Annotated in this window: 26 protein-coding genes; all 26 read right to left on the reverse strand. The window is 46.3% G+C overall.

Going from position 1 to position 24,556, the window contains the following annotated elements; translation table 11 throughout:
- Positions 1 to 213: 213 nt before the first annotated feature.
- The gene (locus COT43_10560; GenBank protein ID PIS27406.1) at positions 214 to 1,194 is read right to left on the reverse strand and encodes a hypothetical protein; all 981 of its coding nucleotides are present in this window, start codon (positions 1,192 to 1,194) and stop codon (positions 214 to 216) included.
- Positions 1,195 to 1,226: 32 nt separating this feature from the next.
- Entirely contained in the window at positions 1,227 to 2,012 is a 786-nt protein-coding gene (locus COT43_10565) for a site-specific DNA-methyltransferase (GenBank protein PIS27407.1), read from the reverse strand.
- A 33-nt stretch (positions 2,013 to 2,045) separates the two neighbouring features.
- A complete protein-coding gene (locus tag COT43_10570) occupies positions 2,046 to 4,436 on the reverse strand; it encodes a hypothetical protein (protein PIS27408.1) in 2,391 nt (796 codons plus the stop codon).
- Between the two features lie 11 nt (positions 4,437 to 4,447).
- Positions 4,448 to 5,443 (reverse strand): hypothetical protein, encoded by a 996-nt coding sequence (locus COT43_10575; protein ID PIS27409.1) that lies wholly within the window; start codon positions 5,441 to 5,443, stop codon positions 4,448 to 4,450.
- Complete coding sequence (locus COT43_10580; protein ID PIS27410.1) at positions 5,440 to 6,078, reverse strand: hypothetical protein; 639 nt, start codon at positions 6,076 to 6,078, stop codon at positions 5,440 to 5,442. The genes COT43_10575 and COT43_10580 overlap by 4 nt, the downstream gene beginning before the upstream one ends.
- A gap of 73 nt (positions 6,079 to 6,151) precedes the next feature.
- Positions 6,152 to 8,389: a DNA translocase FtsK gene (locus COT43_10585; GenBank protein PIS27411.1), complete on the reverse strand. Its 2,238-nt coding sequence runs from the start codon at positions 8,387 to 8,389 to the stop codon at positions 6,152 to 6,154.
- Positions 8,386 to 9,489, reverse strand: a complete 1,104-nt coding sequence (gene gcvT / locus COT43_10590) for a glycine cleavage system protein T (GenBank protein PIS27412.1) — start codon at positions 9,487 to 9,489, stop codon at positions 8,386 to 8,388. The genes COT43_10585 and gcvT overlap by 4 nt, the downstream gene beginning before the upstream one ends.
- A 15-nt stretch (positions 9,490 to 9,504) precedes the next feature.
- A complete protein-coding gene (locus COT43_10595; GenBank protein ID PIS27413.1) occupies positions 9,505 to 10,098 on the reverse strand; it encodes a Holliday junction branch migration protein RuvA in 594 nt (197 codons plus the stop codon).
- Between the two features lie 2 nt (positions 10,099 to 10,100).
- Positions 10,101 to 10,595 carry a crossover junction endodeoxyribonuclease RuvC gene (locus tag COT43_10600; GenBank protein ID PIS27414.1) on the reverse strand — a complete coding sequence of 165 codons (495 nt, stop codon included), beginning with the start codon at positions 10,593 to 10,595 and terminating at the stop codon, positions 10,101 to 10,103.
- A complete protein-coding gene (locus COT43_10605; protein ID PIS27415.1) occupies positions 10,595 to 11,350 on the reverse strand; it encodes a YebC/PmpR family DNA-binding transcriptional regulator in 756 nt (251 codons plus the stop codon). Before COT43_10605 ends, COT43_10600 begins: the two co-directional genes overlap by 1 nt.
- Before the next feature lie 29 nt (positions 11,351 to 11,379).
- On the reverse strand, positions 11,380 to 11,862 hold the full coding sequence (locus COT43_10610) for a hypothetical protein (GenBank protein ID PIS27416.1): 483 nt from the start codon (positions 11,860 to 11,862) through the stop codon (positions 11,380 to 11,382).
- Between the two features lie 73 nt (positions 11,863 to 11,935).
- Positions 11,936 to 12,703 (reverse strand): hypothetical protein, encoded by a 768-nt coding sequence (locus COT43_10615; GenBank protein PIS27417.1) that lies wholly within the window; start codon positions 12,701 to 12,703, stop codon positions 11,936 to 11,938.
- 1 nt (position 12,704) lies between these two features.
- Positions 12,705 to 14,540 carry a hypothetical protein gene (locus COT43_10620; protein PIS27418.1) on the reverse strand — a complete coding sequence of 612 codons (1,836 nt, stop codon included), beginning with the start codon at positions 14,538 to 14,540 and terminating at the stop codon, positions 12,705 to 12,707.
- On the reverse strand, positions 14,534 to 15,241 hold the full coding sequence (locus COT43_10625; GenBank protein PIS27419.1) for a hypothetical protein: 708 nt from the start codon (positions 15,239 to 15,241) through the stop codon (positions 14,534 to 14,536). Before COT43_10625 ends, COT43_10620 begins: the two co-directional genes overlap by 7 nt.
- Positions 15,238 to 16,257: a hypothetical protein gene (locus COT43_10630; GenBank protein PIS27420.1), complete on the reverse strand. Its 1,020-nt coding sequence runs from the start codon at positions 16,255 to 16,257 to the stop codon at positions 15,238 to 15,240. Before COT43_10630 ends, COT43_10625 begins: the two co-directional genes overlap by 4 nt.
- Entirely contained in the window at positions 16,257 to 17,249 is a 993-nt protein-coding gene (locus tag COT43_10635; protein ID PIS27421.1) for an aerotolerance regulator BatA, read from the reverse strand. The genes COT43_10630 and COT43_10635 overlap by 1 nt, the downstream gene beginning before the upstream one ends.
- Before the next feature lie 15 nt (positions 17,250 to 17,264).
- A complete protein-coding gene (gatA, locus tag COT43_10640; protein ID PIS27431.1) occupies positions 17,265 to 18,638 on the reverse strand; it encodes an Asp-tRNA(Asn)/Glu-tRNA(Gln) amidotransferase GatCAB subunit A in 1,374 nt (457 codons plus the stop codon).
- A 20-nt stretch (positions 18,639 to 18,658) separates the two neighbouring features.
- Entirely contained in the window at positions 18,659 to 18,925 is a 267-nt protein-coding gene (locus COT43_10645; GenBank protein PIS27422.1) for a twin-arginine translocase TatA/TatE family subunit, read from the reverse strand.
- 15 nt (positions 18,926 to 18,940) lie between these two features.
- Positions 18,941 to 19,216 carry a hypothetical protein gene (locus COT43_10650; GenBank protein PIS27423.1) on the reverse strand — a complete coding sequence of 92 codons (276 nt, stop codon included), beginning with the start codon at positions 19,214 to 19,216 and terminating at the stop codon, positions 18,941 to 18,943.
- Position 19,217: 1 nt separating this feature from the next.
- Entirely contained in the window at positions 19,218 to 19,904 is a 687-nt protein-coding gene (locus COT43_10655) for a phosphoribosylformylglycinamidine synthase I (protein ID PIS27424.1), read from the reverse strand.
- Positions 19,901 to 20,161: a phosphoribosylformylglycinamidine synthase subunit PurS gene (locus COT43_10660; protein ID PIS27425.1), complete on the reverse strand. Its 261-nt coding sequence runs from the start codon at positions 20,159 to 20,161 to the stop codon at positions 19,901 to 19,903. Before COT43_10660 ends, COT43_10655 begins: the two co-directional genes overlap by 4 nt.
- Positions 20,162 to 20,890: a CDP-diacylglycerol--serine O-phosphatidyltransferase gene (gene pssA / locus COT43_10665; GenBank protein ID PIS27426.1), complete on the reverse strand. Its 729-nt coding sequence runs from the start codon at positions 20,888 to 20,890 to the stop codon at positions 20,162 to 20,164.
- Positions 20,887 to 21,525 (reverse strand): phosphatidylserine decarboxylase family protein, encoded by a 639-nt coding sequence (locus COT43_10670; GenBank protein ID PIS27427.1) that lies wholly within the window; start codon positions 21,523 to 21,525, stop codon positions 20,887 to 20,889. Before COT43_10670 ends, pssA begins: the two co-directional genes overlap by 4 nt.
- Positions 21,522 to 22,235 carry a phosphoribosylaminoimidazolesuccinocarboxamide synthase gene (locus COT43_10675; protein PIS27428.1) on the reverse strand — a complete coding sequence of 238 codons (714 nt, stop codon included), beginning with the start codon at positions 22,233 to 22,235 and terminating at the stop codon, positions 21,522 to 21,524. Before COT43_10675 ends, COT43_10670 begins: the two co-directional genes overlap by 4 nt.
- A complete protein-coding gene (locus tag COT43_10680) occupies positions 22,222 to 23,535 on the reverse strand; it encodes an adenylosuccinate lyase (protein PIS27429.1) in 1,314 nt (437 codons plus the stop codon). The genes COT43_10675 and COT43_10680 overlap by 14 nt, the downstream gene beginning before the upstream one ends.
- A gap of 3 nt (positions 23,536 to 23,538) precedes the next feature.
- The coding region (locus tag COT43_10685; GenBank protein PIS27430.1) for a 2-alkenal reductase at positions 23,539 to 24,556 on the reverse strand (1,018 nt) is incomplete at its 5' end.

A 24,556-nucleotide genomic window follows, 5' to 3' on the forward strand; every position in this document is an offset into this window, starting at 1 on the left:
GGAAATTCGTATAGGTCAGCGTCGTCTGAGCAGACAAACTTGAAAACATGATGACGAGGAAAACTGCGATGAGAAGAAACCTTGGTAGCAAATTCTTCTTCATTTTTTTTCTCCCTACATGGGTTTGTTAAAATGTCTTTAATTATTAATCGATAATTCAATTATCTATGCAATACTATTTTGAATATAACGGTTAAACAGGTGATAGTCAAATTATTTTTCTAATACAAGATGAATCGTGTAATTCAGCGTCCGCTGAGAGGGAATGACATACGAAAAAACGCTTCTTTTCCGAAGAAAAGACTCCAGCGACGAAAACGACTTCCGAATCTCGTCGATCCGGCAACTGATCCGTTTTCCTGTTATTCTGCGAAATTGGCGTGGCAGATTCGGCGTCTTCCAACCGGTAATTTCTCTAATGAATTCTAATACCTTGCCAATCGTTTCCCGCTCCGCGTTCGCATCCTGCCATTTGCATTGAAAACCGGTGATGTTCAGATGACGGGAGCGTGTTTGCCCATTCTGTGTCCTTCCCACAATCTTTTCCAATTTTGAAAGGATTCGGTTGCGTAATTGCGTCTCAAAAGCAAGCGTATCAACCTCCTGAAAGACCTTCTGGAAACCGGCAGAGTGGAAAAAACCGCCGATCCATTCCGAAACGTTTGGATTAAATCGTTGACCATTGATGAAACTGGAATCGGCGAGCCACATCAATAGTTCTGCTTCATCCGTAACCGGCTCGATACCCAACAACCACGACAGAAAGTGAATCGTTCCGAGTGGATATTTGCGCCGATAAGTCATTAGGTCTATCCCGCGGATAAAATTAGGATTCAGCGAATATTGCTGTTCTGGAAATCCTTTCCCACTTTCATCGGGCTGGAACTCTAAAATGTGATGTCCAATCGATGGAATCGCCGGATGAAAAATGTCCAGATCAACCGCCACATATTTTCCCGACAACAGATTTCCGACAAAATCCGGCATCCCGAAGGTTCGGGACCAAATTGACGTGTAGTCGTAAAACCCAACGACATCCCATCCAAACCGCGTTTTCAGAAGAGCCGCGCTCAGTAGAGAATCGAGATCGTTGCCAATTATGATGCCTTCGATCTTTTCCGGATGAACAAACGGATCGAATGCCGCGAAAACGAGCGATTTCTCATGACAGTTTGTTCGATATAAAATGGGCATTTTCGCGCCGTTAAAATACTTGAGAAAAATATCTATTCATTGTCAGGTTTCAATCGATAGGCATTTTGGTCAAGCCGTTTTTTTGCAAATTCGTAATATTCCGGATTGATCTCAAAACCGAAATACCGTCGGTTCATTGCCTTGCTGACGACGGTAACCTGACCGGAGCCGAGAAATGGATCGAAAACAATGTCGTTTTCTTCGCTGGAATAAGAAAGAATTTTCCGGATGATTTCCGAAGGCAATTTGGTTGGCGTTTTCTGATCGCCGTGCCAGTATTCGCGATGAATCGACCAGACGTCTTCCTTGTCATGGTAATGCAAACTGCCGCCCTGCGCATCCCGCGCCGTCGGATCAAATCGCGAAAATGGAAAGAATTTTCGCTTTTTCTCGTCTTTACAGACAAATAGACAATGGTAATGCGACGTCACAAACCGTCGCTTCGTGACGACGCCGAATTGATATTTCCAGATCAGATGATTCACGGTAATGAATCCAATATCGTCGATCGCCGTTAAAATGTCCTTCAGATGATTCCACCCGGAAAAGACATACATGCTTCCCGTTGGTTTGAGAACACGAAAGGCGGCTGACATCCATTGATGCGTAAATTGTCCGTAGTCGGCAGTTGAAATCTCATGGTAGCCTTCCAGAACGCGGCTTGCCGTCCGATGATAATTGCTTCGCTTTGCCTTAAATTCAATGGCAAACGGCGGATCGGTCACGATCAGATCGACGCTTGCATCCGGCATTTCTGACATACCGACGAGACAATCACCCTGAACGATTCGGTTGAACTGAAAAGAATCGTTCTTCATTTGACGGTCATGTATTAGTTCCGAATGGCACGATCAGCGTTCCGGTTCGGCTGGCGACGCCGACCGATTTTTTCTGAAGCGTGATTTCTTTTTCTTCTTGCCGCCATCGCCGTAATAGTAATAGTAATTATAGTAATAATAGTATGAATCGTAACCGCCGGTAATATTGACGCCATTCAAAACAGCGCCGATCAAGTGTGTCTTTACCTGTCTGAGAAGTTCGATTGCACGCGCTACGACGCGGGTGTCCGTCACGCCGGCTTTGACAACGAGCAAAATGGCATCAGTCATTTTAGAGATGACGCTGGCGTCAGTAACGGCAATAATCGGCGGAGAATCGAATAGAACGATTTCGAATTCGCTTTTCATTCTTTCGATAAAGTTCTTCAGCTTCTGCGAGGAGAGGATTTCCGAAGGATTCGGCGGAATATCACCGCAGGTGATGATGTACAGATTTGGGATTTCCGTCGCCCGGATGATGTCGGAATCATTCAGATCCTCGATCATCGCATGGGTTAATCCGGGGCCGCGCGAGATATCGAACACCTTGTGCAGAATCGGCTTCCGAAGATCGCTGTCGATCAACAGCGTTTTCTTTCCCAGGCTGGCAAATGTGATCGCGATATTCACGACGGTCGTCGATTTTCCGTCGCCCGGGCCGGCGCTGGAGACGACCAGCGTCCGAATCGGATTATCGGGATTCATAAATTGGATATTCGTTCGCAGAGTTCGGTAGGCTTCCGCGACGGAAGACTTGGGATCGTAATGCGTCACAAGTCGGGATTTAAGAGAATGTTCGAGGTTTTCGCCTTTGAACACCTTCAAAGATTTCTCAGTGGCGCTTTTCACGTCAATCTTCGGAATGATCGAAACCGTCGCCAGCCCGAGTTTCTGCAGGTCTTCGGCGTTCTTGATCGAATGATCCAGATAATCCCTGACGAAGGCAATTCCGACGCCGAGGCCAAGCCCGAGAAACAATCCCAAAAGCATGTTCATCTTCTTTTTGGGTTTCACGGGTTTTTCCGGCGGAACGGCCGGATCGACGATCCGAATGTTGCTGATCTTGCTCGCTTCGGTGATGCGGGACTCCTGATGTTTGGTCTTCATCAGAATGAAGTATTTTTCATTGACCTGCCGTTCGCGGTCCAGACGCGCATATTCCAGACTGCTTTCGGGAAGTTTGTTGAGTTTGGCGGCGTACTGATTGACCAGATCTTTATATTCGGAGCATTTGGCTTCCAACGCAATTTTCTCGACGCTCGTGAAAAGGACACTGCGTAAAAGATCCGCAGAAATTGTAGACTGTTCCTCCGGCGACAAGCCCAAATTCGTCAGATTCTCTGCCTCTTTATATAATTTTATTTTTAGTTCCTGGATACGTCCATCCAATTCCCGAATCGCAGCATCGCCTGTTTTATATCCTTGAACAGCCATCGCTGTGATTTTTTGCGCTTCGATCTCGGCAATTGCCTGTCTTAACTGAGAAATCAAGGGATTAGTCGTGTTGACGGCGTCCTTCAACACCATCTGCTCGCGGTCTGTCAGCATCTTTTGCTGATTATCCCACTTTTTCTTCGAAACTTCCAATTCTGCCAATGAAGTGTAGTAGGTAGCCTCGAATGTTGACAATTGGTCGATAAGAGTCTGCGCCGTTTCGTCAAGACCGAAAACGCCCTCACGTTTTTGAAAATCCTTGAGCGCCTCTTCGGATGCCGTCAAGTCTTTTTCAATATCGACCAATTGTTCCTCGAGGAAATTTTTAACCTCGACGACCTCACCCAAATTGAATTCAATATCTAGTCTGTAATATTCCCGCGCAATCATATTGGCCAGAAACGCGGCTTCGATTGGACTCGCGGATGTCACGGTCAATCTCACCGCCTCGGTCTCGCGGATCGGTTCCACCTTCATGCTGGCCTGCAGTGCCCGTACCAGCGCCCGGTCTAGCGTATCCACGAGAGAAGTAGATGTATCGAATGGAATATTCTGAAAAATAGCTTCAAGTCCGAATATCAACGGCTTAAAAACTTTCTTAAAATCTATCCCTTTTTGTTGGTAATGCCGTGTACCGAGAATGTAGAGCGTATCGGCGTAAGGCGATTGTCTGAGCGCGGCAATGACGCGACGCGATAACGCATTGCTCTTGAGGACTTCAATCTCGTTGTTCACTTTCATCATGTTAGTCGGCATGAACGGATTTGAAAACAACGTAGAAGTTTGTCCTGCTCTGCCTGCCAATGAAAGAAGCGTCGTGGATTGATATTGAGGTTGCGCTGTAAAAGTGATATAGGTCGTGATGATCATCACCAGAACGAATGAAATTCCGATGATCCATCTTCCGTGATATAAAATGCGAAGGTAATCCTGTAAAGAAACCTCTTTTCCCTGAAAATCGGATTGCGATTGATTGTTTAATCCTTCCATCTCTTCCTTTTTTATCCTTTCTCAAACTTAGAACCGTTGGCGCGAACGGAATATCTTAAAAAATAGAGCAGCCCGATCGAGGTCAACGAGATGAATCCGACTGCATGCAAAATAACGGCAATTGCCTGCGCTTTGCTCAATTCGATGCCAAGAAATACCAGAATCCCGATAGCGCCTGCATGATAGGTACCGACATATCCGGGCGCGGACGGAACCGAAATGATCGCCGATGTCACAAAAAAGATAAGTAAGGTTTCGTAAATCGAAAATCGTATGCCCAACGAGACGCCGATGAGCCAGTTAATGAAAATGCAGATGCTCCAGATAGCCGCCGATTGTAGGGCGATCGTACCAAGGTGAGGCGTTTTCTTCAACGTTGTCAGTCCCTGTCGAAACCGATTGATAATATCCAGAATTTTTATTCCATGTCGGGTCTTACCTGCCCACTGATTGACGAATCTTGTGATGATCACCTTTTTCATTTCTAAAATATAACCCAAAATGCCGACAAGACAAATAACAAATACCGCAATGATTCCGCCTCTCCGAATGATATCGGGTAAACCCGGAAACAAAAATATCGTCATCACCATGATGACAGAAAAAGTAATGACGTCGATGATTCGTTCGAGAACAACCGTCCCGAAAATCGAAACTGTAGAGAGACCGGTCGATTGGTTCAGCGCGTAACAGCGAAGCAATTCACCAAATCTCAAAGGAAATACATTATTTCCAAAATAACAGATCATTTCCGATGCGAACAAATGCTTCATGGGAATTTTTTTCAGCGGCATGATGAGGTATTTCCATCGCCATGCTCGAAGAAAAACCGTGAAAACCATCCAAACCATTGCCAGCAGGAACAGCCAAAGATTCGTTTGTCGGAGCGAGGTCAAGAAAGCGGCGCCATCGAATTTCCTGAACCCAAAATAGAGTCCCGCCGCACTTAACAAAATGCCAGCCAACAATTTCCAGTTAAGTAATTTTTTACGCAATCCCAACGTCAATTTCCATTCCTCAAATCAATGATTTGTGTCTTCTGAAACTGGTCAGTCCGTAAGAGTTCCTTTTCCTCTTTTTCGCATGATTTTTCATCAGCGAGGACAATTGTGACATCATTTTTCTGGAAATCCCGGTAAACGATGCTTTTTAACATTCCACTTTTTAGATCGATAGTCAAAATGATAGATTTAAAAAAGGCGTTTTTATCTTTTGGCGTCAGTTGCAGACGGGTCAGACTGCCGGGCTTTTGAACGGTACTTTTCCCGATGTAAAATCCCGACCAGTTTCCTTTCATCAAATCGTAGATAAGTTTCATCCCAGAACGTGGGTTGAGGTCTTCAATGACCACTTGATCCGTTTTTTTATCGAAGCTCCAAAAGGTTTTGCCGTCGAAAATGACGGTTTGTTCCGGAAAATCAACACGAAACCGGTCGTTCTTTCCCAGATAAAACGCACCGATGGTTTCGCTGGAAGATTTCTGAGTCTGCGACTTCTGCTGAACGGCCAATCGAACCTGAAAAGGAGCCGATAATAGGTAATGTTTCTTCACCTGCTCCAATATTTCATTCTCAGAAGAAAACGCAACCATGAAACCGCATAACAGTACGATAAAATATTTATGGAGTAAAGGTAACATCATTAATTATAAAAATTTCTTGATATTATAACACTTTTCGGACAGCGTCATCGTGATATTTCTCACAGAAATGGGATTACGGATTGTCCGAATCTTCCGAATTTTCTTCGTTCAACGTTTCCAGATATGACTCATCAACCAGAACATCACGGGCTTTACTGCCAGTAAATGCGCCGACGATTCCGGCTCGCTCCAGTTCATCGATCAGCCTTGCCGCGCGAGAATAGCCGATACGTAACCTTCTTTGTAATAGCGAAATCGATCCCTGCTGATGGTTGACAACCAACCGGAGCGCTTGATAAAACAGCGCATCGCGCTCGCCCGTTCCATATTCACCGTCGCCGCCGATTTTCTCTTCCTGAACGGATGGAAGTTCCATTTCTCCCGGTTGCGGCTGTCTCTGAATGAACGACAGAATTCGCTCCAATTCATGTAACGAGATAAACGCGCAATGGACGCGAAATGCCTCTGGGTTTTGTGGCGTCGTGATGAGTCCGTCGCCTCTGCCCAATAACTTTTCGGCGCCGTTTAAATCCAGAATCGTCCGCGAATCGACTTTTGACGCGACCTGAAAGGCGATACGTGCGGGAAAATTCGCCTTGATGACGCCGGTAATGACATCGACACTCGGCCTCTGCGTGGCAATGATTAAATGAATACCGACCGCACGGGACATTTGCGCCAGCCGCGTAATCGGTTCCTCGACCTCTTTGGCGGAAGTCATCATCAAATCCGCCAATTCATCGATGATGATGACGATGTACGGTAATAAATCCTTTTCAATCTCGCCATTTTTCACCTTGGCGTTGAATTCGTCGATATTTCGTACCGTTGCTTCGGCAAGAACTTCATATCGCCGTTCCATTTCCATTTCGACGGAGCGAAGCGCCGTGATCGCGTTATCCGGGCGCGTGATGACAAACTCATCCAAATCTTCGCAGGTGATCAAATGATATTTTTCAAGCGCTTTATAAATCGAGAGTTCCAGCTTCTTGGGATCGATCAATACGAACTTAACCTCTTCCGGTTTAGCGTGATAGAGAATGCTCGCGATGATAGAATTAACGCAGACGCTCTTTCCCGAACCGGTTGCTCCCGCGATCAGCAGATGCGGCATCTTTGCTAAATCAACGGTGTAAATCTCGCCGGATGTGGTTTTCCCCAGTGCTATCGTCAGGAGCGATGCGGAGTCCATGAATTGCTTCGACCCGATGATACTTTTGATGTAAACTACCGACGGATGACGGTTTGGAATTTCGACGCCAACGACCGATTTGCCCGGAATCGGCGCTACGATACGAATTCGTTTTGCCTGAAGAATTCTCGCCAGATCATCCGACAATGCGGCGATGCGGCTGACCCGAACGCCCGACGCGGGTTCGATCTCGTATCGTGTGATGATCGGCCCGGGAGAGACATGAACAACCTTTCCACTCACGCCGAAAGTTTCCAGTGCATTCTCTACCAACACGGCATTTTCTTCCATCTCTTCCTTCGTTACCTGTCCCGAATATTCGGGATCAGGGACAGGATTTAAGAGATCCAGCGTCGGTAAGTGATATTTTTTCCTGACCGGCGGTGCGACGGTTGTCTCAGCCTGAGAGATTTTCGAATCGGTGATCGGTTTATCAACTGTAAAAGCCAAATCCACATCTTCCTCGGGTTCGGTGGGAGCAAAGGGTGGTTCAGTTTCTTTTAGAATCTCCGGTTCTTGCGGTTTTTTAGGAATGACCGGCAAAATCGGCGGCGTTTTGACAACAGCCCGCGCTTTTTTCTGTCGCTTGTTCATCAGCCAGATCGAAAACTTTTCGAATGGACCATAGAAACTCCAACTAAAATAACCTCTCATCGTAATCAAAGCGACAACAGAAAGCGTAACGATCGCTCCGTAAAAACCGAGAAAATCGTACATCATTTTTGCCAGCGCTCCGCCGACCAATCCGCTGTACCGAAAGCCAATTTCCGATGAAATCGATTGCCGGATCGCCGGCAATGCCAGCGCAATGGAAACAACGAGCGATAAAATGAAAACATAAATACTGAACCGGATCAGATTGCGCTTTTCTCTTCCTGAAAACAGCCACCAACCCCACAAAACGAGCAGGATTGGACAGATGAACGAGGCAACGCCAATCGTGAATTTGATGAGATAGTGTGAAATGAAAATCCCAACGATTCCCATCCAATTTTGAATCACGACGTTTGGGGAAATCGTCGGCTCTTCCATCGGATCAAACGAGAACAAGCTCAGGAACACAAGAATCCCGAGAAGAATCAGAAGCAGTCCGGTGATTTCCTGGCGTCTTTCGCTCATAACGTATGCGAGGAGACAAACGGCGCTTTGACGACTGTTGCCTGACTCATTTTTCCCCGAATGTCAATTTCGATAATGGACCCGACTGCGCTGAATTCTGCCGAGACGTAAGCGGCGCCGATTCCTTTATTCAATGTCGGCGATTGCGTTCCGCTGGTAACGACGCCGATTTCTTTCCCGTTAGCAAAAACTTTATAGCCGTGCCGCGGAATGGCGCGCTCGATCATTTCAAACGGGACATTTCGCCGATCCGCCGGCACAGATTTAACTTTTACTAAAACATCTCGTGCGATAAAATCGCCTTTGTCGAGTTTGGTGATCCAGCCGAGTCCCGCTTCGATGGGATTTGTCGTCTGGTCAATGTCGTTTCCATACAAAGCGTACTTCATTTCGAGACGGAGCGTGTCGCGTGCGCCAAGACCAATCGGTTGGATTCCGAATTCCTTTCCGGCATCAAAAATTGCATCCCATAATCGTTCGCTGAATTCAAGTTTATGGTAAAGTTCAAAACCGCGTTCGCCGGTGTAACCTGTTCGGGAAATGATCATGGGAATGCCCGCGAGTTCACCTTCACTGAAGTGATAGAACGGTACCGACTCAAGATCAACAGTTGTCAGCTTTTGAAGCGTGGCAAACGACTTTGGCCCTTGAATCGCCAGCAAGCCGGTTTCGTCCGAAATGTTCGTCAGTGAAACCTCAGCCGGAACATGTTCTTTGATCCAGTCGAAATCCTTCTCCAGATTCGAGGCGTTCACGACGAGCATATAATGGTCAGCGAAGCGATAGACGAGCAAATCGTCCACGATGCCGCCGTCCGGATAACACATCGCAGAATATTGAACCTGACCGACAGCAAGTTTAGAAACATCGTTAATGGTTATCGTGTTGAGAAATTTTTCCGCGTCTTTTCCTTTTACGATAAATTCGCCCATGTGCGAGACGTCGAAGACGCCGACTTTTTCGCGCACGGCACGATGTTCGTCTAAAAGACTGACATACTGTATCGGCATATAATATCCGGCAAACGGCAGAATTTTTGCGCCAAGGGCGATGTGTTTTTCATAAAAGGGCGTTTTCTTGATATTCACGTTTTCGTCCATGATTTAATCCTTTTTTTACATTTTATTCAATGCGACTTTGACATATTGCTCGACAGTGCCGGTTTCTCCGATTTGCTGATGCGCCTTTTTCAAAGCGTTCAGCGCCTCGCTTCGGCGATAACCAAGCGACAGTAATGCTTTCAACGCTTCATCGCGATCCTGTCCAGTGTAAAATTCGTCCGTTTCTTCCGGAACGGTTTCATCCTTTCCGACCAATTTTCCCCGAAGTTCGATGATGATGCGTTTGGCGGTTTTTAATCCAATGCCGGGGATCAGAGTGAGCGCTTTGACGTCGCCCGAAATGATGCGCCTCTTGAACTGTTCCGGCGATGCGCCTGAAAGAATCGTGATGGCCATTTTCGGTCCGATTCCCGAAATGCCAATTAACATCAGGAAAAGATTCCTCTCATCATCTGTCGCAAATCCGTACAGCGCTTGGACATCTTCGCGAACATGAAAATAGGTCAGCAATTTCGCCATTTGATGCGGCGCAGGTAAAAACTCATACGTTGAAAGCGGTATTGTTAATTGGTAACCGACGCCGTTGACGTCTAGAATCACCATCGTTGGTTCCTTGTGTTCGAGAATTCCTTTCAGATATGCAAACATCGTCAGCTGTTGATTAATCTATTCTGATTGAGATGGCAAATGGCGGCGGCTAAGGCGTCGGACGCGTCGAGTTGTAAAGACTTTTCGTCGATTCCGAGAATGCGTGAAACCATGAAGCGAACCTGCTCTTTCGTCGCATTACCATTGCCGACAACGGAAGATTTGATTTTCTTCGGCGCGTATTCGCAAATTTCTACGCCGCTGTTTACTCCGGCTAACAGAACGACGCCGCGCGCATGCCCCATCATTAATGCCGTGTGGATATTTTGCGCGTAAATGGCTTCTTCAACGGCCATCGTATCGGGTCGCCAGTTTTGGATGACGGCGAAAAGCCCGTTATAAATTTTTTGAAGTCTTTGAGGAAATGGTTCATTCGGCGACGTGTCGATAGAGCCCTGATCCAGGCAAACGATTTTATCCGAAGTTTTTTTCAGGACGCCATATCCGGTATGATGAATGCCATGATCGACGCCGATAACCCGAATTTCACGAACCATCAGGCATTTTCCTGAAGTTTGCTCAGAACCGCGTCATCTATATCAAAGTTTCCGTAAACGTTTTGAATATCCTCGTGCTCTTCGAGTGCGTCCATGAGCGACAGAATTTTTTGAGCAGTCTTTTCGTCTAATTTGACCGTGTTTTTCGGAACCATCGTAACCGAAGCCTCCACGATGGGAATACTGCTGGCGTTCAGCGCACTTTTAACGGCTTCAAACGAATGCGGCTCAACGCTGACTTCGAAAAATTCGCCTTCAATCGTCAGGTCTTCTGCGCCGGCATCGGTCACAATGAGCAAGAGATCATCTTCGGTGCAAACTTTTTTATCGACCGTAATGATGCCCTTTTTCTCAAAATTGTACGCGACACTTCCGGCTGTGGCGAGATTTCCTCCTGCGCGCGAAAGAATATGGCGGATTTCAGAAACTGTGCGATTCTTGTTGTCGGTCATGGACTCCATCAGGATCGCAACGCCGCCGGGCCCGTATGCTTCATAATTGATTTCTTCGTAAACGGTGCCTTCGAGCTCGCCGGTTCCTTTCTTGATGGCGCGTTCGACGTTGATAAGCGGCATATTCGCCGCTTTAGCGGCTTGAATAGCTGTTCTCAAACGAGGGTTGGCATCCTCATCGCCGCCTCCCATTTTCGCGGCGACTTGAATTTCCTTGATGATCTTCGTGAACGTTCTGCCACGTTTGGCATCAAGAGCGCCCTTCTTTCTTTTTATTGTGCTCCATTTCGAATGGCCTGACATTTGTACCTTCCTTTAATTTAATTTTTTTACTAATAAGAAATTATTCGTTCCTTTGATTTAATTTTTGTCTGTATGATCCACGCTTCCCGAAACCCAAGGTTCTCCACGCGTCTCAGCATGCGCTCTGCTTCTTCGCGCGTCTGGCAGTTACCGATCCGAATCTTATAATAGGGAGAATAAAATGCTTTCTCGACATCTTCCGGCGGAAAGTTGGTTATCAATTTCCGGAAAACAGAATCTGCCCGATCGAAATCGTTAGTGATGAACGCCTGTACTTTCCAGCCTGTTTTTTCAATCGTTGTCATAGAATCACCCATTACACGATTTGACGTGACCGGCGCGGCAATGTCCGAGATAATTTCCTGGACGACAGTCCCATCAAGTAACGGCAAGGAAGGTTCGTTCAACGTCGATGGATTAAACGTCTCGTCCTGCGGAGGAAACGTCTGGGAAAACGTTATGCTGAAGATGAAGAGTAGAAGAATCCAGGTCAAGTGTTTTTTCATCGACATTTTTGAACAAACCGAATAAAATATAAGAAATATTGAGAATAATAGGAAAAGATAACATCAAAATTAGATAGCATCAGATGATGCCAAGATCATCGGCTGGAATCCATCCCTGCTTGCCGTCAATCAACTCGATTTTCAGCCAATCACCATCTTTGTCGAGAATCGCAACTTTTGTACCTTCATGAACGACAAACAATTCCGTGCTTCCTTCCTGCGGCGCGGCCAAACTCTGAACACTGTAATGAATGATGATGCCCACATTTTTTCCGGTCTCAATCCGATGTCGTGGAATCATTCCAGCCATGGAAATTATCACGATCACAACAGAAATTCCCGTCAAATATTTCAAAAAAGTCCGCAACCGCTTAACTTCAGCGATTATCAGGATAGCAATGTCTATCGACGCAATTCCTATAAAAATTCCGACGAGCAACCCCCAACCTCTGGAAGAAAGCAGATTCGTTGCCTGCCGAATCCAGCGAAACAGGAAAAATTCAGGCGGCGGATCAATCCTGTCTTTAACGGTCAGGTTTGCCAATTTGAGATTGAAACGAACATTCTCATCATTCGGCAACCATTTCAGTGCGCGTTCGTAATTTAAAATCGCCAGCCCGATGGCACCGGTTCGATAGTAGGCATTTCCCAAATTGTAATAGAGAGAACCACTCTCGAGTCCCAACGCCAAGACCGATTGATATTGGTCGATCGCTTCCGAATAATTCTCATTTTGATACGCGGCATTCCCTTTTTCAAACAAATAATCGGCACTTTGATCATTTCCTGCGAATGCCACGGAAGTCAAACCCATCAGAATCACGAGGAATATTTTATGTATGTTCATGTCAGATCGCCTTGTTCAAAAGCGTTATCAGTTCTTTTTCCTCTTGGACCAACGCCGAATATTTCTCGGCATCTGCGGCAGTCGGCAAGAATCGCAATTGTTCCAGTTCGGATAAAATCCTGGCGATACGAGAAATCGTCTCATCGGCAATCGCTTTTTCACTCAATTGAGATTCTATTTCGGCAACACTGATTCCCGCCGATGATAAGTTCAAACGATCGGAAATAAAACCGACGAGAATTTGATTTAGAATCGAAGCCAGACCCGACAAATCGCCCATTTTTAGTTTTTCATCTAAGAGCACAAACGCTTTCTGGGATTTTGGCCAAGCGCGACGTTTGCGAGCGAAAGAAATGTTGGTTTCTAATTTCTCAATCCACCACCGGAAACTGATGGCGCCAATCAAAATCACGACGGACGAAACTGTCAACAGCCAGAACCAGAACTCCGAAAAAACCGAACTGCTGATCTGATTCCAACCGGAATTGTCACGCCGGATAAACCGAATATCCTGTCCCAGAAGCGAAACCTCTTCTTTGTTCAGACTAGACCGATCCGAAGCGAACGTCTTTCCTTTAGGATTGACACGAATATCAAATCCTCTCGCCGTCGCACTGACATAGCCGCCACGATTCGGGTCGAAATAGGAAAATGTAACCGGCGGAATTCGGATGCGCCCAGAACTTCGCGGAATTAGCACATATTCGTACGTCACAGTTCCCGAAATTGCGTCTCCTTGGTTGTTGACGCTCTTTCCGATCTTCGGTTCGAACACTTCCAGCGTATTGGGAAGTTGCAATTCAGGCATTTTCAACGAACTGATATTGCCCGTTCCAGAAATCTGATATTTCAGCGTCAACGCTTGATTCTCTGTTGTTACTGCGGTATCGATCGATGCCGAAATCGTGAATCTTCCAACGGCGCCTGAATAATTGGACGGTTTGCCTAACTCCGGTAAATCCTGAACGGTCACGCGCAGTGGACTGGATGAAACGCTGACGACTTTTGTTTGGCCGAACGAATTGTCGAAAAACGAATCGTCGAGGAAATCGTCAAAAATCGAGCGCCTTCTCTGCGACGGAACGATCACTTCCGCGTCGATGACAAACGGATCAACTACCAGATTACCGGATGTCGTCGGAAAAAGAGCCAGTCGTTTGATGATTGCCTTTTTATAGGTCACCCCGTCTAAATTCTCCGTCGTGATATCGGGTTCGGATTTGATGAGAAATTCCTCAATCCAGAAACCTTTCGCATCCGGCAATTTCTTCGGCGCATAAGTTCGCACATTTTTAAAATAGAGCGCAAAGGCAACATTCAACTCTTCGCCTTTATAAACCGTCGTTTTCGAGGGAATGGCTTTCAATAAAACGCCTTCGCCCTGAGACGCTTTGGGTTGTGGAGCGGGGGGAACCTGCTTTGTTTGCGGTTGCGAAGCTGATTGTCCCGAAACATCAACAATCACCGGTTCGGTTTTATAAACACTCCTTCGATATGTGATCGAAACAGACGGGATTACCAACTTCCCAGATTTGGTGGGCGCTATTCGCCAACTGATCGATTTAGAAGCATTCATACGACCGTTGATGATCTGGATACTGCTGGATTGCGACGGTCCCGCAACGATGACAAAGTCCGGACTTTGCGGCGGCGGAACATCCGGAAAATCGCTCGTCCCTTCGATTTGAATCGTGAACGTGATCAGATCGTCTGCGGTGATCTGATTCCGATCAACCGATGCTGAAACGCGGAGTTCCTCGGCATGCGTCGCGCCCGTCAGTACAAGCAGAAAAATCAGAATAATCAGTAAACCGAGTGGTTTTTTCACGTTCACCAATCTTTTTCCTTCTTAATACCTGAATACTGTGTCTTCATTCGTTCCTGCATCAGGTTTTTCTCATTTTCTTTGAGAGCGTCTAAAATTTGGGCGGCTTCTTTTTGGCTCTTCTCTTTTTCCTTCCGATTTTTCATCTGAGTCTGTTGCTGTTGGACATTTTGTTTCTGTTGCTCTTTTTGCTGTTGTTCCTGCTTGTTTTGCCCATTTTGTTGTTGATCCTTCTGATCTTTCTTCTGCTGATTCTGGCCATTCTGCTGTTTGTCCTGAGAGTTTTGCTGTTTCAGCATGGCTTTTGCCAATTCATAATTGTATTTGGCATCCATGTCCTTTGGATTCAGTTCAAGGGCTTTTTTATAAAATTGCAGACTTTCATCGATTCGGTTAGATTGATAGAGCGCGTTGCCCATGTTGTACAAAACGGCAGATTTCTGTTTTGGATTTTTCACCGGAATGGCGCTCTCAAACTCCCGAACCGCTTCTTCAACCCGATTGGATTTGTACAGTGCGGCACCTTTCCCGTAATGCGCCTCTTCCCAATCCGGATGATTTTTGATAATGCGATTGTATCTTCGGATAGCGTCTTCGTATTTGCCTTTTTGATAGAGTTTCAGTGCGCCGTCTGCCGAAAATACGTTTCTGCCCATTATCGTCAAGCAACAAATCAAGATGAGAATTTTGTTTATTTTAAGAAACTTCATCATTCTTCTTCCGCTTTGCGTCGTATTTTCTCTGGCAGAACTACTTCAGTGATGAGAAGCAACAATCCGATCGCCAAGAATATTTGATACCGCTCTTGATAATCGCTGTATTCGTGAGAACGTAAATCTTTTTTGTCCATCTGTAGGATTTCCTTGTAAATCTTCCCAAAAGCATCCGTAGTTTGGTTCAACGAGTAGAATCTTCCGCCGGTCGCGTTTGCGATCTGACGCAGAACAGTTTCCTCCATCGCAGTCGTCACGATTCTTCCGGATCGGTCTTTTTTAAATTCCATCCCCACACCGTCGGCGCTTGGAACCGGAATCGGAGTGCCTGTCGAACTTCCCACGCCGATCGTGTAAATCACGATGCCTTCATTTTCTGCCTGTTCGATGACATTTTCAATATCGCCTTCATGGTCTTCACCATCGGAAATCAGGATCACAGCTTTGTGCTTTTTATCTTTTGAATCGAGCGCCTTTGCCGCCGTTAAGATCGCGTCCGCTATAGCCGTGCCTTGTGTTCCAATAACGCCGGTGTCAAGAGCATCGAGAAACAACTTGGCGGCGCTGTAATCTAGCGTCAACGGACATTGCAGGTAAGCCGTACCGGCAAACGTCACAACGCCAACCCTGTCGCCTTGAAGTCCTTCGATGAATTTTCCCGCTTCATATTTCGCTCTCTCCAGACGGCTCGGTTTGATATCTTCGGCTCTCATGCTGACGGAAGTGTCGAGTGTGATAATGACATCAATGCCGCGCCGCTTGACCTCGGCAAGTTTCTTTCCAACTTTCGGACCGATCGCGGCGATCACTAAAAAAAGAAGCCCCCAAATCAGCAAATTCTCTTTGATCAGCCGCATCGCTGGACTGAAATCATCCAGCAGTTTATCGGACAAATCTTCGCCGGCAAGCAAACGAAGATCGTTTTTCCGACGTATCCGATAAACAATGATCAGCGCGACAATTCCCGCAAAAAGTAAAAACAGCCAGAACAGTCCCGGATGTGCGAATTTGACCATTACGGCATTTTCCTCCAAAGTGTCTGTCCCAATCCAGCGCTGATGAAAAGCAGAAGCACGCCCGGTAAAAGAAACCAAATGTACAAATCATTATAATTTGTGAATTCCTTCACCTTCACTTCAGTTTTTTCCATCTTGCTGATCTCGTTGTAAATTGTCGATAAGCTTTTTCCATCAGTCGCGCGAAAATATTTTCCGCCAGTTGTTTCGGCGATGACATTCAAAATACCTTCGTCGATTTCCACATTCATCATCCGGTATTCAATATGACCATCCGGAAATTGTACCGGATAAGGTGCCTGACCGCGCTTTCCGGCTCCGATCGTATAAATTTTAATGTCAAATGCTTTCGCCATGTTCGCCGCGGTGCTTGGATCGAGTTCGCCGGCGTTGTTTCGACCGTCTGAGAGCAAAATCATGACGTGGCTTTTCGCCTGGCTGTCGCGCAGACGATTGACCGCGTTAGCTATAGCCATTCCGATTGCGGTTCCGTCATATTTTTGTTCGACGATCGTTACCTGCTTCAACAATCCTTTTAGAACATCGTAGTCGATCGTCAATGGGCATTGCAAAAAACTCTCGGCGGCAAATACGACCAATCCGATGCGGTCGTCCTTCCGCCCTTCGATAAAATTCATCGCAACGGATTTGGCGGCTTCCATGCGGTTCGGTTTGAAATCGATCGCACCCATCGATCCAGAAATATCGAGAACAAGAATGATGTCGATTCCTTCCGTCGAAAATTCGCGCGTGTTCGATCCACTCTGCGGTCGCGCAAACGCCAGAATGAGCAATGCAACCGCTGTCACTTTCATCATAAAAAGCGTCTGAATTTTCCATTTTTGCTTGTCGCCGGATATTTCCCGGATTGGTTGAATCGACGGAAAACGAAAAGTCGCTTCCTTCTGATGGCCTTTTCGCAAATGCCACCAGATGATCGCCGGGATCGCTATTAACAAAAACAGAAAATACCAATCTGCAAAGTAAAACATAACCTCGAATCTCAGTTAAATCAGCGAAAAATTCCGTTCAATATAATGACCAACCTGTAAAATTGTTTCCTCATCAAAGTAGTTACCAATGATTTGTCCGCCAATCGGTAGATTATCCGAAGCATTTCCGAGTGGAATGCTCATGGCAGGAACGCCAGCCAGACTCGCCGGAACCGTATAAACATCGCTGAGATACATCGCCAAAGGATCATCGATCTTGCCGCCAATGGGAAAAGCGGTCGTTGGCGTCGTTGGTGTAAACAAGATATCTGTTTGTTGAAAGACTTTCACAAAATCTTCTTTGATCAGTCGTCTGACGCGCTGAGCCTTATCGTAATAAGCGTCGTAATAACCGGCAGAAAGCACGTACGTTCCCAGCATGATACGCCGCGTGACTTCGTCGCCGAAACCTTCTGCGCGCGTTTCCTTATAAACGGATTCAAGATCACCGCCGCGCTTGCTGAGTCCGTACCGCATTCCATCGTACCGGGCTAGATTGGAAGAGGCTTCCGCTGTGGCGATAATGTAATAGGTTGCAATGGAATATGGCGTATGTGGCAGAGAAACCGGAATGATCTCGGCACCGGATTTTCTGAAAAATTCGATACATCTTTCGATTCTCAGGCGTATTTCATCGTTCAATCCTTCTGCAAAATATTCCTTCGGTATTCCGACTCGCAGACCGTATATATCTTTTCCTAAACCTGCCGAATAATCAGAAACCGGTATATCCGAAGAGGTCGAATCGTTCGGATCGACGCCGGCAATGACGGACAAGAGCTTTGCGGCGTTCTCAATGCTCTTGGAAAAAACGCCGATCTGGTCTAATGATGACGCGAATGCCACCAAACCGTAACGCGAGACGCGTCCATAGGTTGGTTTGAGGCCGACGACTCCACAAAAAGCCGCCGGTTGGCGAATGGAACCCCCCGTATCGGAGCCGAGCGCCACGTCGGCTAAACCGCCAGCGACAGCCGCCGCTGAACCGCCGCTCGATCCGCCCGGGACGCGGGTTTCATCGATCGGATTACGAACCGTCCCAAATGCGGAATATTCTGTTGATGAGCCCATCGCGAACTCATCCATATTAGTTTTTCCAATGATCAGCCCATCCTGCGCGACGATTTTCTTAATAACCGTCGCATCATAAGGCGAAATATAATTCTTCAAGATTGCCGAACCGCAGGTCGTCGGAACGCCGCGGATTGAAATATTATCCTTGACAGCCACGATCAATCCGCTGAGACTACCAGAAGTTTTCGATCGCATGTTGCCCTCGATCTGTCGGGCACGTTCACCAACATCTCGAAGCTTCGGGATCGAAAGGAAAGCATGATACGGATTATCTTGATTGACGCGTGCGACAATCGCTTCGGCGCGTTGGGTCAACGAGTCTATTTTCACCGATATTATCCTTGAATATCCGGTTGATCCGATTTTTCTGATGTCGTTTCTTTCGACGTTTCCTTCGCCGAATCGAATTTCTTGGCTTCGACCGGTTTCTGCGCGGCGGTCGAGGCGCTTTCAATTTCATCCTGAATATCGCTGGTGGCTTTCTTGAATTCTCTAAGCGATTTGCCCAGGCTCTTAGCAAACTCCGGTAATCGCTTCGCGCCGAACAGAATTAAAAACGCCAAGAATATCAATAAAATTTCACTGAAACCAAAATTACCCATGTTACCTCCTAATGGCTATCTCCAAAATCTGATAAGATAGTAGACGACAACCAATCCTACCAATCCGATTAAATTAAATTTTAATGTGAATCCCAGTGTGATCGAAAACATGACAAGGTCCAGGACGCCCGGCCCGAGTGAGATATCGATCGACCGAAGAAAAACCTCTTTCACCACGCCTTCCGGCAGTGCCGATTTGATCAATTCACCGCACAGCGAGCCAAGCATGGCTCCAAGCAATAACACTCCCAGCACGAAAACCAACGCCATTTTTTTCCGGGATTTCTCCATCTTAGTTCTTTCCTAAAAAAGATTTAAATATTTGTAACCCATCATCGGAACCGAGAACTTTTTCAGCCGCTCTTTCTGGATGCGGCATCATGCCCAACACATTTTTATTCCGATTGACAATTCCGGCGATGTTCATTAACGAACCGTTTGGGTTCGATTCTTCCGTAACTTCTCCTACCGAATTGCAATATTGGAAGACGATCCGATCTTCATCCTGCAATTCTTTCAATGTCGATTCGTTGGCAAAATAATTACCGCTGTAATGAGCAATCGGCATTTTTAAAACCTGTCCGGAGCGATATAATCTGCTAAACCGGTTGCTCGTCGTGTTGACTTTCAAATAAACATCCTGACAGCGAAATCGCATGTGATTATTGGGAATTAGCGCACCCGGCAGAAGTCCCGCTTCCACCAAAATCTGGAAACCGTTGCAGATGCCGATCAGAAATCCACCGCGTTCGGCGAATTGGACAATCTCTTGCATGACGGGAGAAAATCGCGCCACAGCTCCGGCGCGCAGATAATCACCATACGAAAACCCGCCCGGCAATATAATTACGTCAAACATGCGAAGCGACCGATCTTTGTGCCAGATATAATCAACGTTCACGTCTAAAACTTTTTTCAGAACATGATAAGCATCATGATCGCAGTTCGATCCGGGAAATACGACAACCCCGAATTTCATTCGGAAACCTCCGCCATTTCAAACGTATACTTCTGGATGACCGGGTTCGATAGCAGTTTATCGCAGACTTCCCGGGCGATGACTTCTGCCTGATCGCGAGTCATTTTTTCTTTAAAAGTCAACTGAAAATATTTGCCTGTCTCGATGTGATTAAAATCGGTATAACCGAGCGAAACCAACGCCTGATGAATGGTTCTTGCTTCCGGATCGAGAATGCCCGGCTTATATGTGACGACAACTTTAGCCTTCCACATAATCTATCTCGCCCTTCTTCGGAGTGAAAAACGCACTCGCGGTTCTTCATATCCGACAAGCCACATCAAAAGATGCGTCACAATGAACATAAACATGATCGGGAAAATCACATAACCCTGAAAAATCAGCACCGATAAAGCCAACAACAGGATCGACGCTGTTCGGATAGATATAAACGCCCCTTGTGTAAAAGACATCGTCATTTTTGCGCTGAAACGGATGTTGCTGACCATCAGAAATGAGAGTACAACTACCATCGGCAAAGCGATTTTGGAATCGCCGTAATTGCCAAACAGCACATAATTGAACCATACAAACGAACCGATCGTCAGCGCACTCACTGGTACAGGCAATCCTGAAAAATAGGGGTTTTTGACGTACGTCGCATGAATGTTGAACCGAGCCAACCGCAATCCACCAAAAAGAAGTGGAAAGAAACTGATGATCGCGCCAATGATTCCGAGATCGGCGACATACAGGTCGTGTACCAAAATTGCCGGAGCTGCGCAGAAAGAAATGATGTCGGCCAGCGAATCGAATTCGATGCCGAAATCCGATTGTTGTTGCAATAAGCGGGCAACTTTTCCATCGAGTCCGTCAAAAATGGACGCTAGGGTGATCAACATCACCGCCGTGATATAATGCCCCTGAAAAATCTGAAGAATAGCTAAAAATCCCGAGAACATATTGAATATAGTAAATATACTCGGAATGGATTTCCTGAATCTCATAAAATTTCTCCAATGATTGTTTCGCCGCCAGCGACTTTCTCACCGAGCCCGACGCAGACGTGGACGGTAGGCGGAACGAATATTTCCACACGTGATCCGAATTGAATCATACCGAAACGTTCACCGCGTTTTAGATCATCGCCGGCGGTAACATAAGAAACAATGCGCCGGGCAACGATTCCTGCAATCTGGACGACCTTGATTCGTAATTGATCATTCTCAATCGAAATGACATTCCGTTCGTTTTCAAGCGATGTTTCCGGCTTAAAAGCAGACATAAATTTTCCATGTATATATTCGACGTTTTTCACGATGCCGCTGATTGGAACGCGATTAACATGAACATTTAATATCGACATAAAAATAGCGACTCGCGTGCATTTACCTACGAATGGGTCCTCAACTTCTTCAATCGAAACGACCTTTCCATCCGCCGGGCAGACAATCGCTTTCGGATTGTCCGGAATCAGCCGATTCGGGTCTCGGAAAAACCAAAGCGAAAATAGAAAAAACCCAAACGCAAACCAGAATAGAATCCAGAGCACGTCCCAGTTCAACTGCGAAGAAATCAGTATCAATAAAAAACTAATTAAAAATGTTGGAATGAGTATTTTTGCGCCTTCTTTTCTGATCATTTTTTCCCTCCGATAATCCGTTGCCACATCTCTTGATAAGTCGATTCAATATCACCCAGATCCAAGCGAAACCGATCTTTATCGAGTTTTCGGTTCGTTCCTTTTTCCCAAAACCGGCAGGTGTCCGGCGAAATTTCATCTGCAAGCAAAACCCGATCATGGTAACGTCCAAATTCCAGTTTAAAATCAACCAAATTTACGCCAATCGAGTTAAAAAACACCTTTAAAATTTCGTTGATTTTCAGTGCGTTTTGCTTCATGGTGGACAGTTCTTCATCCTTCGCAATTCCGAGTGCAAAAATGTGATCATCGTTCATCAATGGATCGTTGAGCGCATCGTCTTTGAAGTAGCATTCGACGATTGGTGATTTGAAAACGATCCCTTCCTTCACACCGTACCGTTTGCAGAGACTGCCGGTTGAAATGTTTCGAACAACGAGTTCCACAGGTACGATCTGGACTTTTCTTACCAGCATTTCGTTATCGGAAATCTGCCGGATAAAATGCGTTTCGATACCATCCTTTTCAAGCAAGTCGAATAACATCGAACTGATGGCTGTGTTGGCGACGCCTTTCCCGACAATCTGTCCTTTTTTGATTCCGTTGAATGCGGTCGCGTCATCTTTGAAATGCTGAATGACAAGAGTCGGATTGTCCGTCTCATAAATGATTTTTGCTTTGCCTTCGTAAAGCGCTTTACCTTTTTGCATGTAATTCCTCTCGTTCAAGTCGTTGAAAAATTCCTTCGATTCGAGACAGCACTTTTTTCAGATCAAATAATTCGTCTATATCCACGTCGGTCAGGTGCTTGCTCACCGCTGGGTCTTCTTCCAGTTTTTGTTTAAAATCGCCACCGTTTTGCCAGACTTCCATGGCGGCATTTTGAACCGCGGCATAGGCATCTTCACGGCTCATTCCTTTATTTACAAGCGCGAGCAGAACTTCCTGAGAGAAGATCAGTCCGCCTGTTTTATCGAGATTATGTTTCATGTTTTCCGGATAGACAACCAAGTTGTCAAGGACGCGGGCAGTTTCAGTCAGAATGAAATCGGCGCAAATGCAAGCATCAGGAAGAATAATCCGCTCGGCGGATGAATGCGAAATATCGCGCTCGTGCCAGAGCGGAACGTTTTCCATCGCCGTCACCATATAGCCACGCAAGAGTCGCGCCATACCACAAATTCGCTCGGACAGAATTGGATTCCGTTTGTGTGGCATCGCTGATGAGCCTTTCTGCCCTTTTGAAAAATATTCCTCCGCTTCCAAAACTTCCGTTCTCTGCAAATGCCGAATTTCCGTGGCGATTTTTTCCAGACTCGCTCCGATCAACGCCAGCGTTGCTACGAAAAAGGCGTGGCGATCTCGCTGGATGATCTGGTTGCTTACCGGCGCCGGCTGAAGTCCAAGATTTTTACAAACTTTTTGTTCGACTTCCGGCTCGAGATGTTGATACGTTCCGACAGCTCCGGAAATTTTACCAACTTTTACATCCATCAAGGCCAGTTCGAATCGCCGCAGATGCCTCAACATTTCCTGCTTCCAGATCAAAAACTTGAGTCCGAATGTGATCGGTTCGGCGTGAATGCCATGCGTCCTACCGATCATCGGCGTCAATTTGTAACGGATTGCTTGACGATCGAGAATGTTGATCAAGTTTTTCAGATCAGCGAGAATCAATTCACCGGAGTCGCCTAATTGAATTGCTAACGCCGTATCGAGCAAATCAGACGATGTCATTCCCTGATGAATGAATCTCGCCGAGTCGCCGATATTTTCCGAAATGTTGGTCAAAAATGCGATGACATCATGTCGGACTGTCGCTTCGATCTCTTCGATGCGTGCAATGTCGAACTCTGCCCGAGATTCAATCTCTACGAAAGCCGATTCCGGAATAACGCCGCGATCTTTTTGAACGCGACAAACTTCGAGTTCAACCTTCCACCAAGTTTCGAACTTATGTTGTTCCGACCAGATTTTACCCATTTCAGCGCGCGTATATCGTCCGATCATCGTTTACTCCAGTTCCAAATCCACTTCCTGTTCTTCTTTCCCGCGTAAAAATTTGATTCGAATCTTATCACCGACTTTGAGGTAATTTTCTTGAATTTCCGCAAGGATGTCCGTGTCCTGCATAATTTTTCGCTTATTGACGTGCGTGATGACGTCACCGACTTTGATTCCAGCGCGAAATGCCGAACTGCCGCGTGCCACCTGAGTAACGATAACCCCCGAATTAAATGGCAGTTTGAGATAATTGGCAAGAAATTTGTCAATATTTTGGACGGAAAGTCCTGTTTTGAAACTACGATTGATGTTCCCGCTTTTTTTCATCTCAGCGACGATCGTTTTGATACGATTTACCGGAATGGCAAATCCGATTCCGATCGATCCTTCACTGTAATTGCTTCCAGTGAAAATAAATGTATTAATGCCGATAACCTCGCCGGCGGCGTTTACCAAAGGTCCCCCGCTGTTGCCGGTATTGATCGAAGCGTCCGTCTGAATCATATCCTGATAAACTTTCCCGCTTTGCTGTCGACCAAAATCCAGTTTGGTTCCGGAAACGATGCCGACGGTTGCCGTCGGTTTATAATTCACGTTGAAAAGTCCAAATGGATTCCCGAGCGCAATCACCCATTCGCCAATGATGACGTCATCCGAGGAGCCCATCTTGGCAAAGGCAAACTGAGTGCCTTCGATTTGAAGCAGAGCTAGATCGGAAACCTGATCGACGCCGATCATTTTCGCTTTGTACTCTTTCCCGCCCATGAGCGTTACAATAACTTCCTCGGCATTTTCGACAACATGCGCATTAGTCACGACAAATCCATCCGCACTAATCACAAAGCCGGATCCGACACTTTTTACCCGCTCGCGATGAATTTGTTCAGGAAACATCAGGTTCCAAAACGGATCGTAAAAAAACGGACTGGAGGCATATTCCTGAACTGCCGTCACGTTTATTCCGGCAACGGCTGGGCTGACTTTTTCGATCGCCCGCGTGATGGCATTCTGTCGCGACGCGGTAATA

This window comes from Candidatus Marinimicrobia bacterium CG08_land_8_20_14_0_20_45_22, from assembly GCA_002774355.1.
Classification (GTDB): Bacteria; Fidelibacterota; UBA2242; order UBA2242; family UBA2242; genus 0-14-0-20-45-22.

Excerpts from the sequence above, each read along its gene's own strand:
- COT43_10600 (PIS27414.1), bottom strand. The coding sequence starts at position 10,595 with ATGGTTCGTGAAATTCGGGTTATCGGCGTCGATCATGGCATTCATCAT.
- COT43_10585 (PIS27411.1), bottom strand. The coding sequence starts at position 8,389 with ATGAGCGAAAGACGCCAGGAAATCACCGGACTGCTTCTGATTCTTCTC.
- COT43_10615 (PIS27417.1), bottom strand. The coding sequence starts at position 12,703 with ATGAACATACATAAAATATTCCTCGTGATTCTGATGGGTTTGACTTCC.
- pssA (PIS27426.1), bottom strand. The coding sequence starts at position 20,890 with ATGAGATTCAGGAAATCCATTCCGAGTATATTTACTATATTCAATATG.
- COT43_10605 (PIS27415.1), bottom strand. The coding sequence starts at position 11,350 with ATGTCAGGCCATTCGAAATGGAGCACAATAAAAAGAAAGAAGGGCGCT.
- COT43_10595 (PIS27413.1), bottom strand. The coding sequence starts at position 10,098 with ATGTTTGCATATCTGAAAGGAATTCTCGAACACAAGGAACCAACGATG.
- COT43_10565 (PIS27407.1), bottom strand. The coding sequence starts at position 2,012 with ATGAAGAACGATTCTTTTCAGTTCAACCGAATCGTTCAGGGTGATTGT.
- COT43_10580 (PIS27410.1), bottom strand. The coding sequence starts at position 6,078 with ATGATGTTACCTTTACTCCATAAATATTTTATCGTACTGTTATGCGGT.
- COT43_10675 (PIS27428.1), bottom strand. The coding sequence starts at position 22,235 with ATGCAAAAAGGTAAAGCGCTTTACGAAGGCAAAGCAAAAATCATTTAT.
- COT43_10570 (PIS27408.1), bottom strand. The coding sequence starts at position 4,436 with ATGGAAGGATTAAACAATCAATCGCAATCCGATTTTCAGGGAAAAGAG.
- COT43_10625 (PIS27419.1), bottom strand. The coding sequence starts at position 15,241 with ATGATGAAGTTTCTTAAAATAAACAAAATTCTCATCTTGATTTGTTGC.
- COT43_10630 (PIS27420.1), bottom strand. The coding sequence starts at position 16,257 with ATGGTCAAATTCGCACATCCGGGACTGTTCTGGCTGTTTTTACTTTTT.
- COT43_10610 (PIS27416.1), bottom strand. The coding sequence starts at position 11,862 with ATGTCGATGAAAAAACACTTGACCTGGATTCTTCTACTCTTCATCTTC.
- COT43_10560 (PIS27406.1), bottom strand. The coding sequence starts at position 1,194 with ATGCCCATTTTATATCGAACAAACTGTCATGAGAAATCGCTCGTTTTC.
- COT43_10635 (PIS27421.1), bottom strand. The coding sequence starts at position 17,249 with ATGTTTTACTTTGCAGATTGGTATTTTCTGTTTTTGTTAATAGCGATC.
- COT43_10670 (PIS27427.1), bottom strand. The coding sequence starts at position 21,525 with ATGATCAGAAAAGAAGGCGCAAAAATACTCATTCCAACATTTTTAATT.
- gcvT (PIS27412.1), bottom strand. The coding sequence starts at position 9,489 with ATGGACGAAAACGTGAATATCAAGAAAACGCCCTTTTATGAAAAACAC.
- COT43_10655 (PIS27424.1), bottom strand. The coding sequence starts at position 19,904 with ATGAAATTCGGGGTTGTCGTATTTCCCGGATCGAACTGCGATCATGAT.
- COT43_10680 (PIS27429.1), bottom strand. The coding sequence starts at position 23,535 with ATGATCGGACGATATACGCGCGCTGAAATGGGTAAAATCTGGTCGGAA.
- COT43_10650 (PIS27423.1), bottom strand. The coding sequence starts at position 19,216 with ATGGAGAAATCCCGGAAAAAAATGGCGTTGGTTTTCGTGCTGGGAGTG.
- COT43_10645 (PIS27422.1), bottom strand. The coding sequence starts at position 18,925 with ATGGGTAATTTTGGTTTCAGTGAAATTTTATTGATATTCTTGGCGTTT.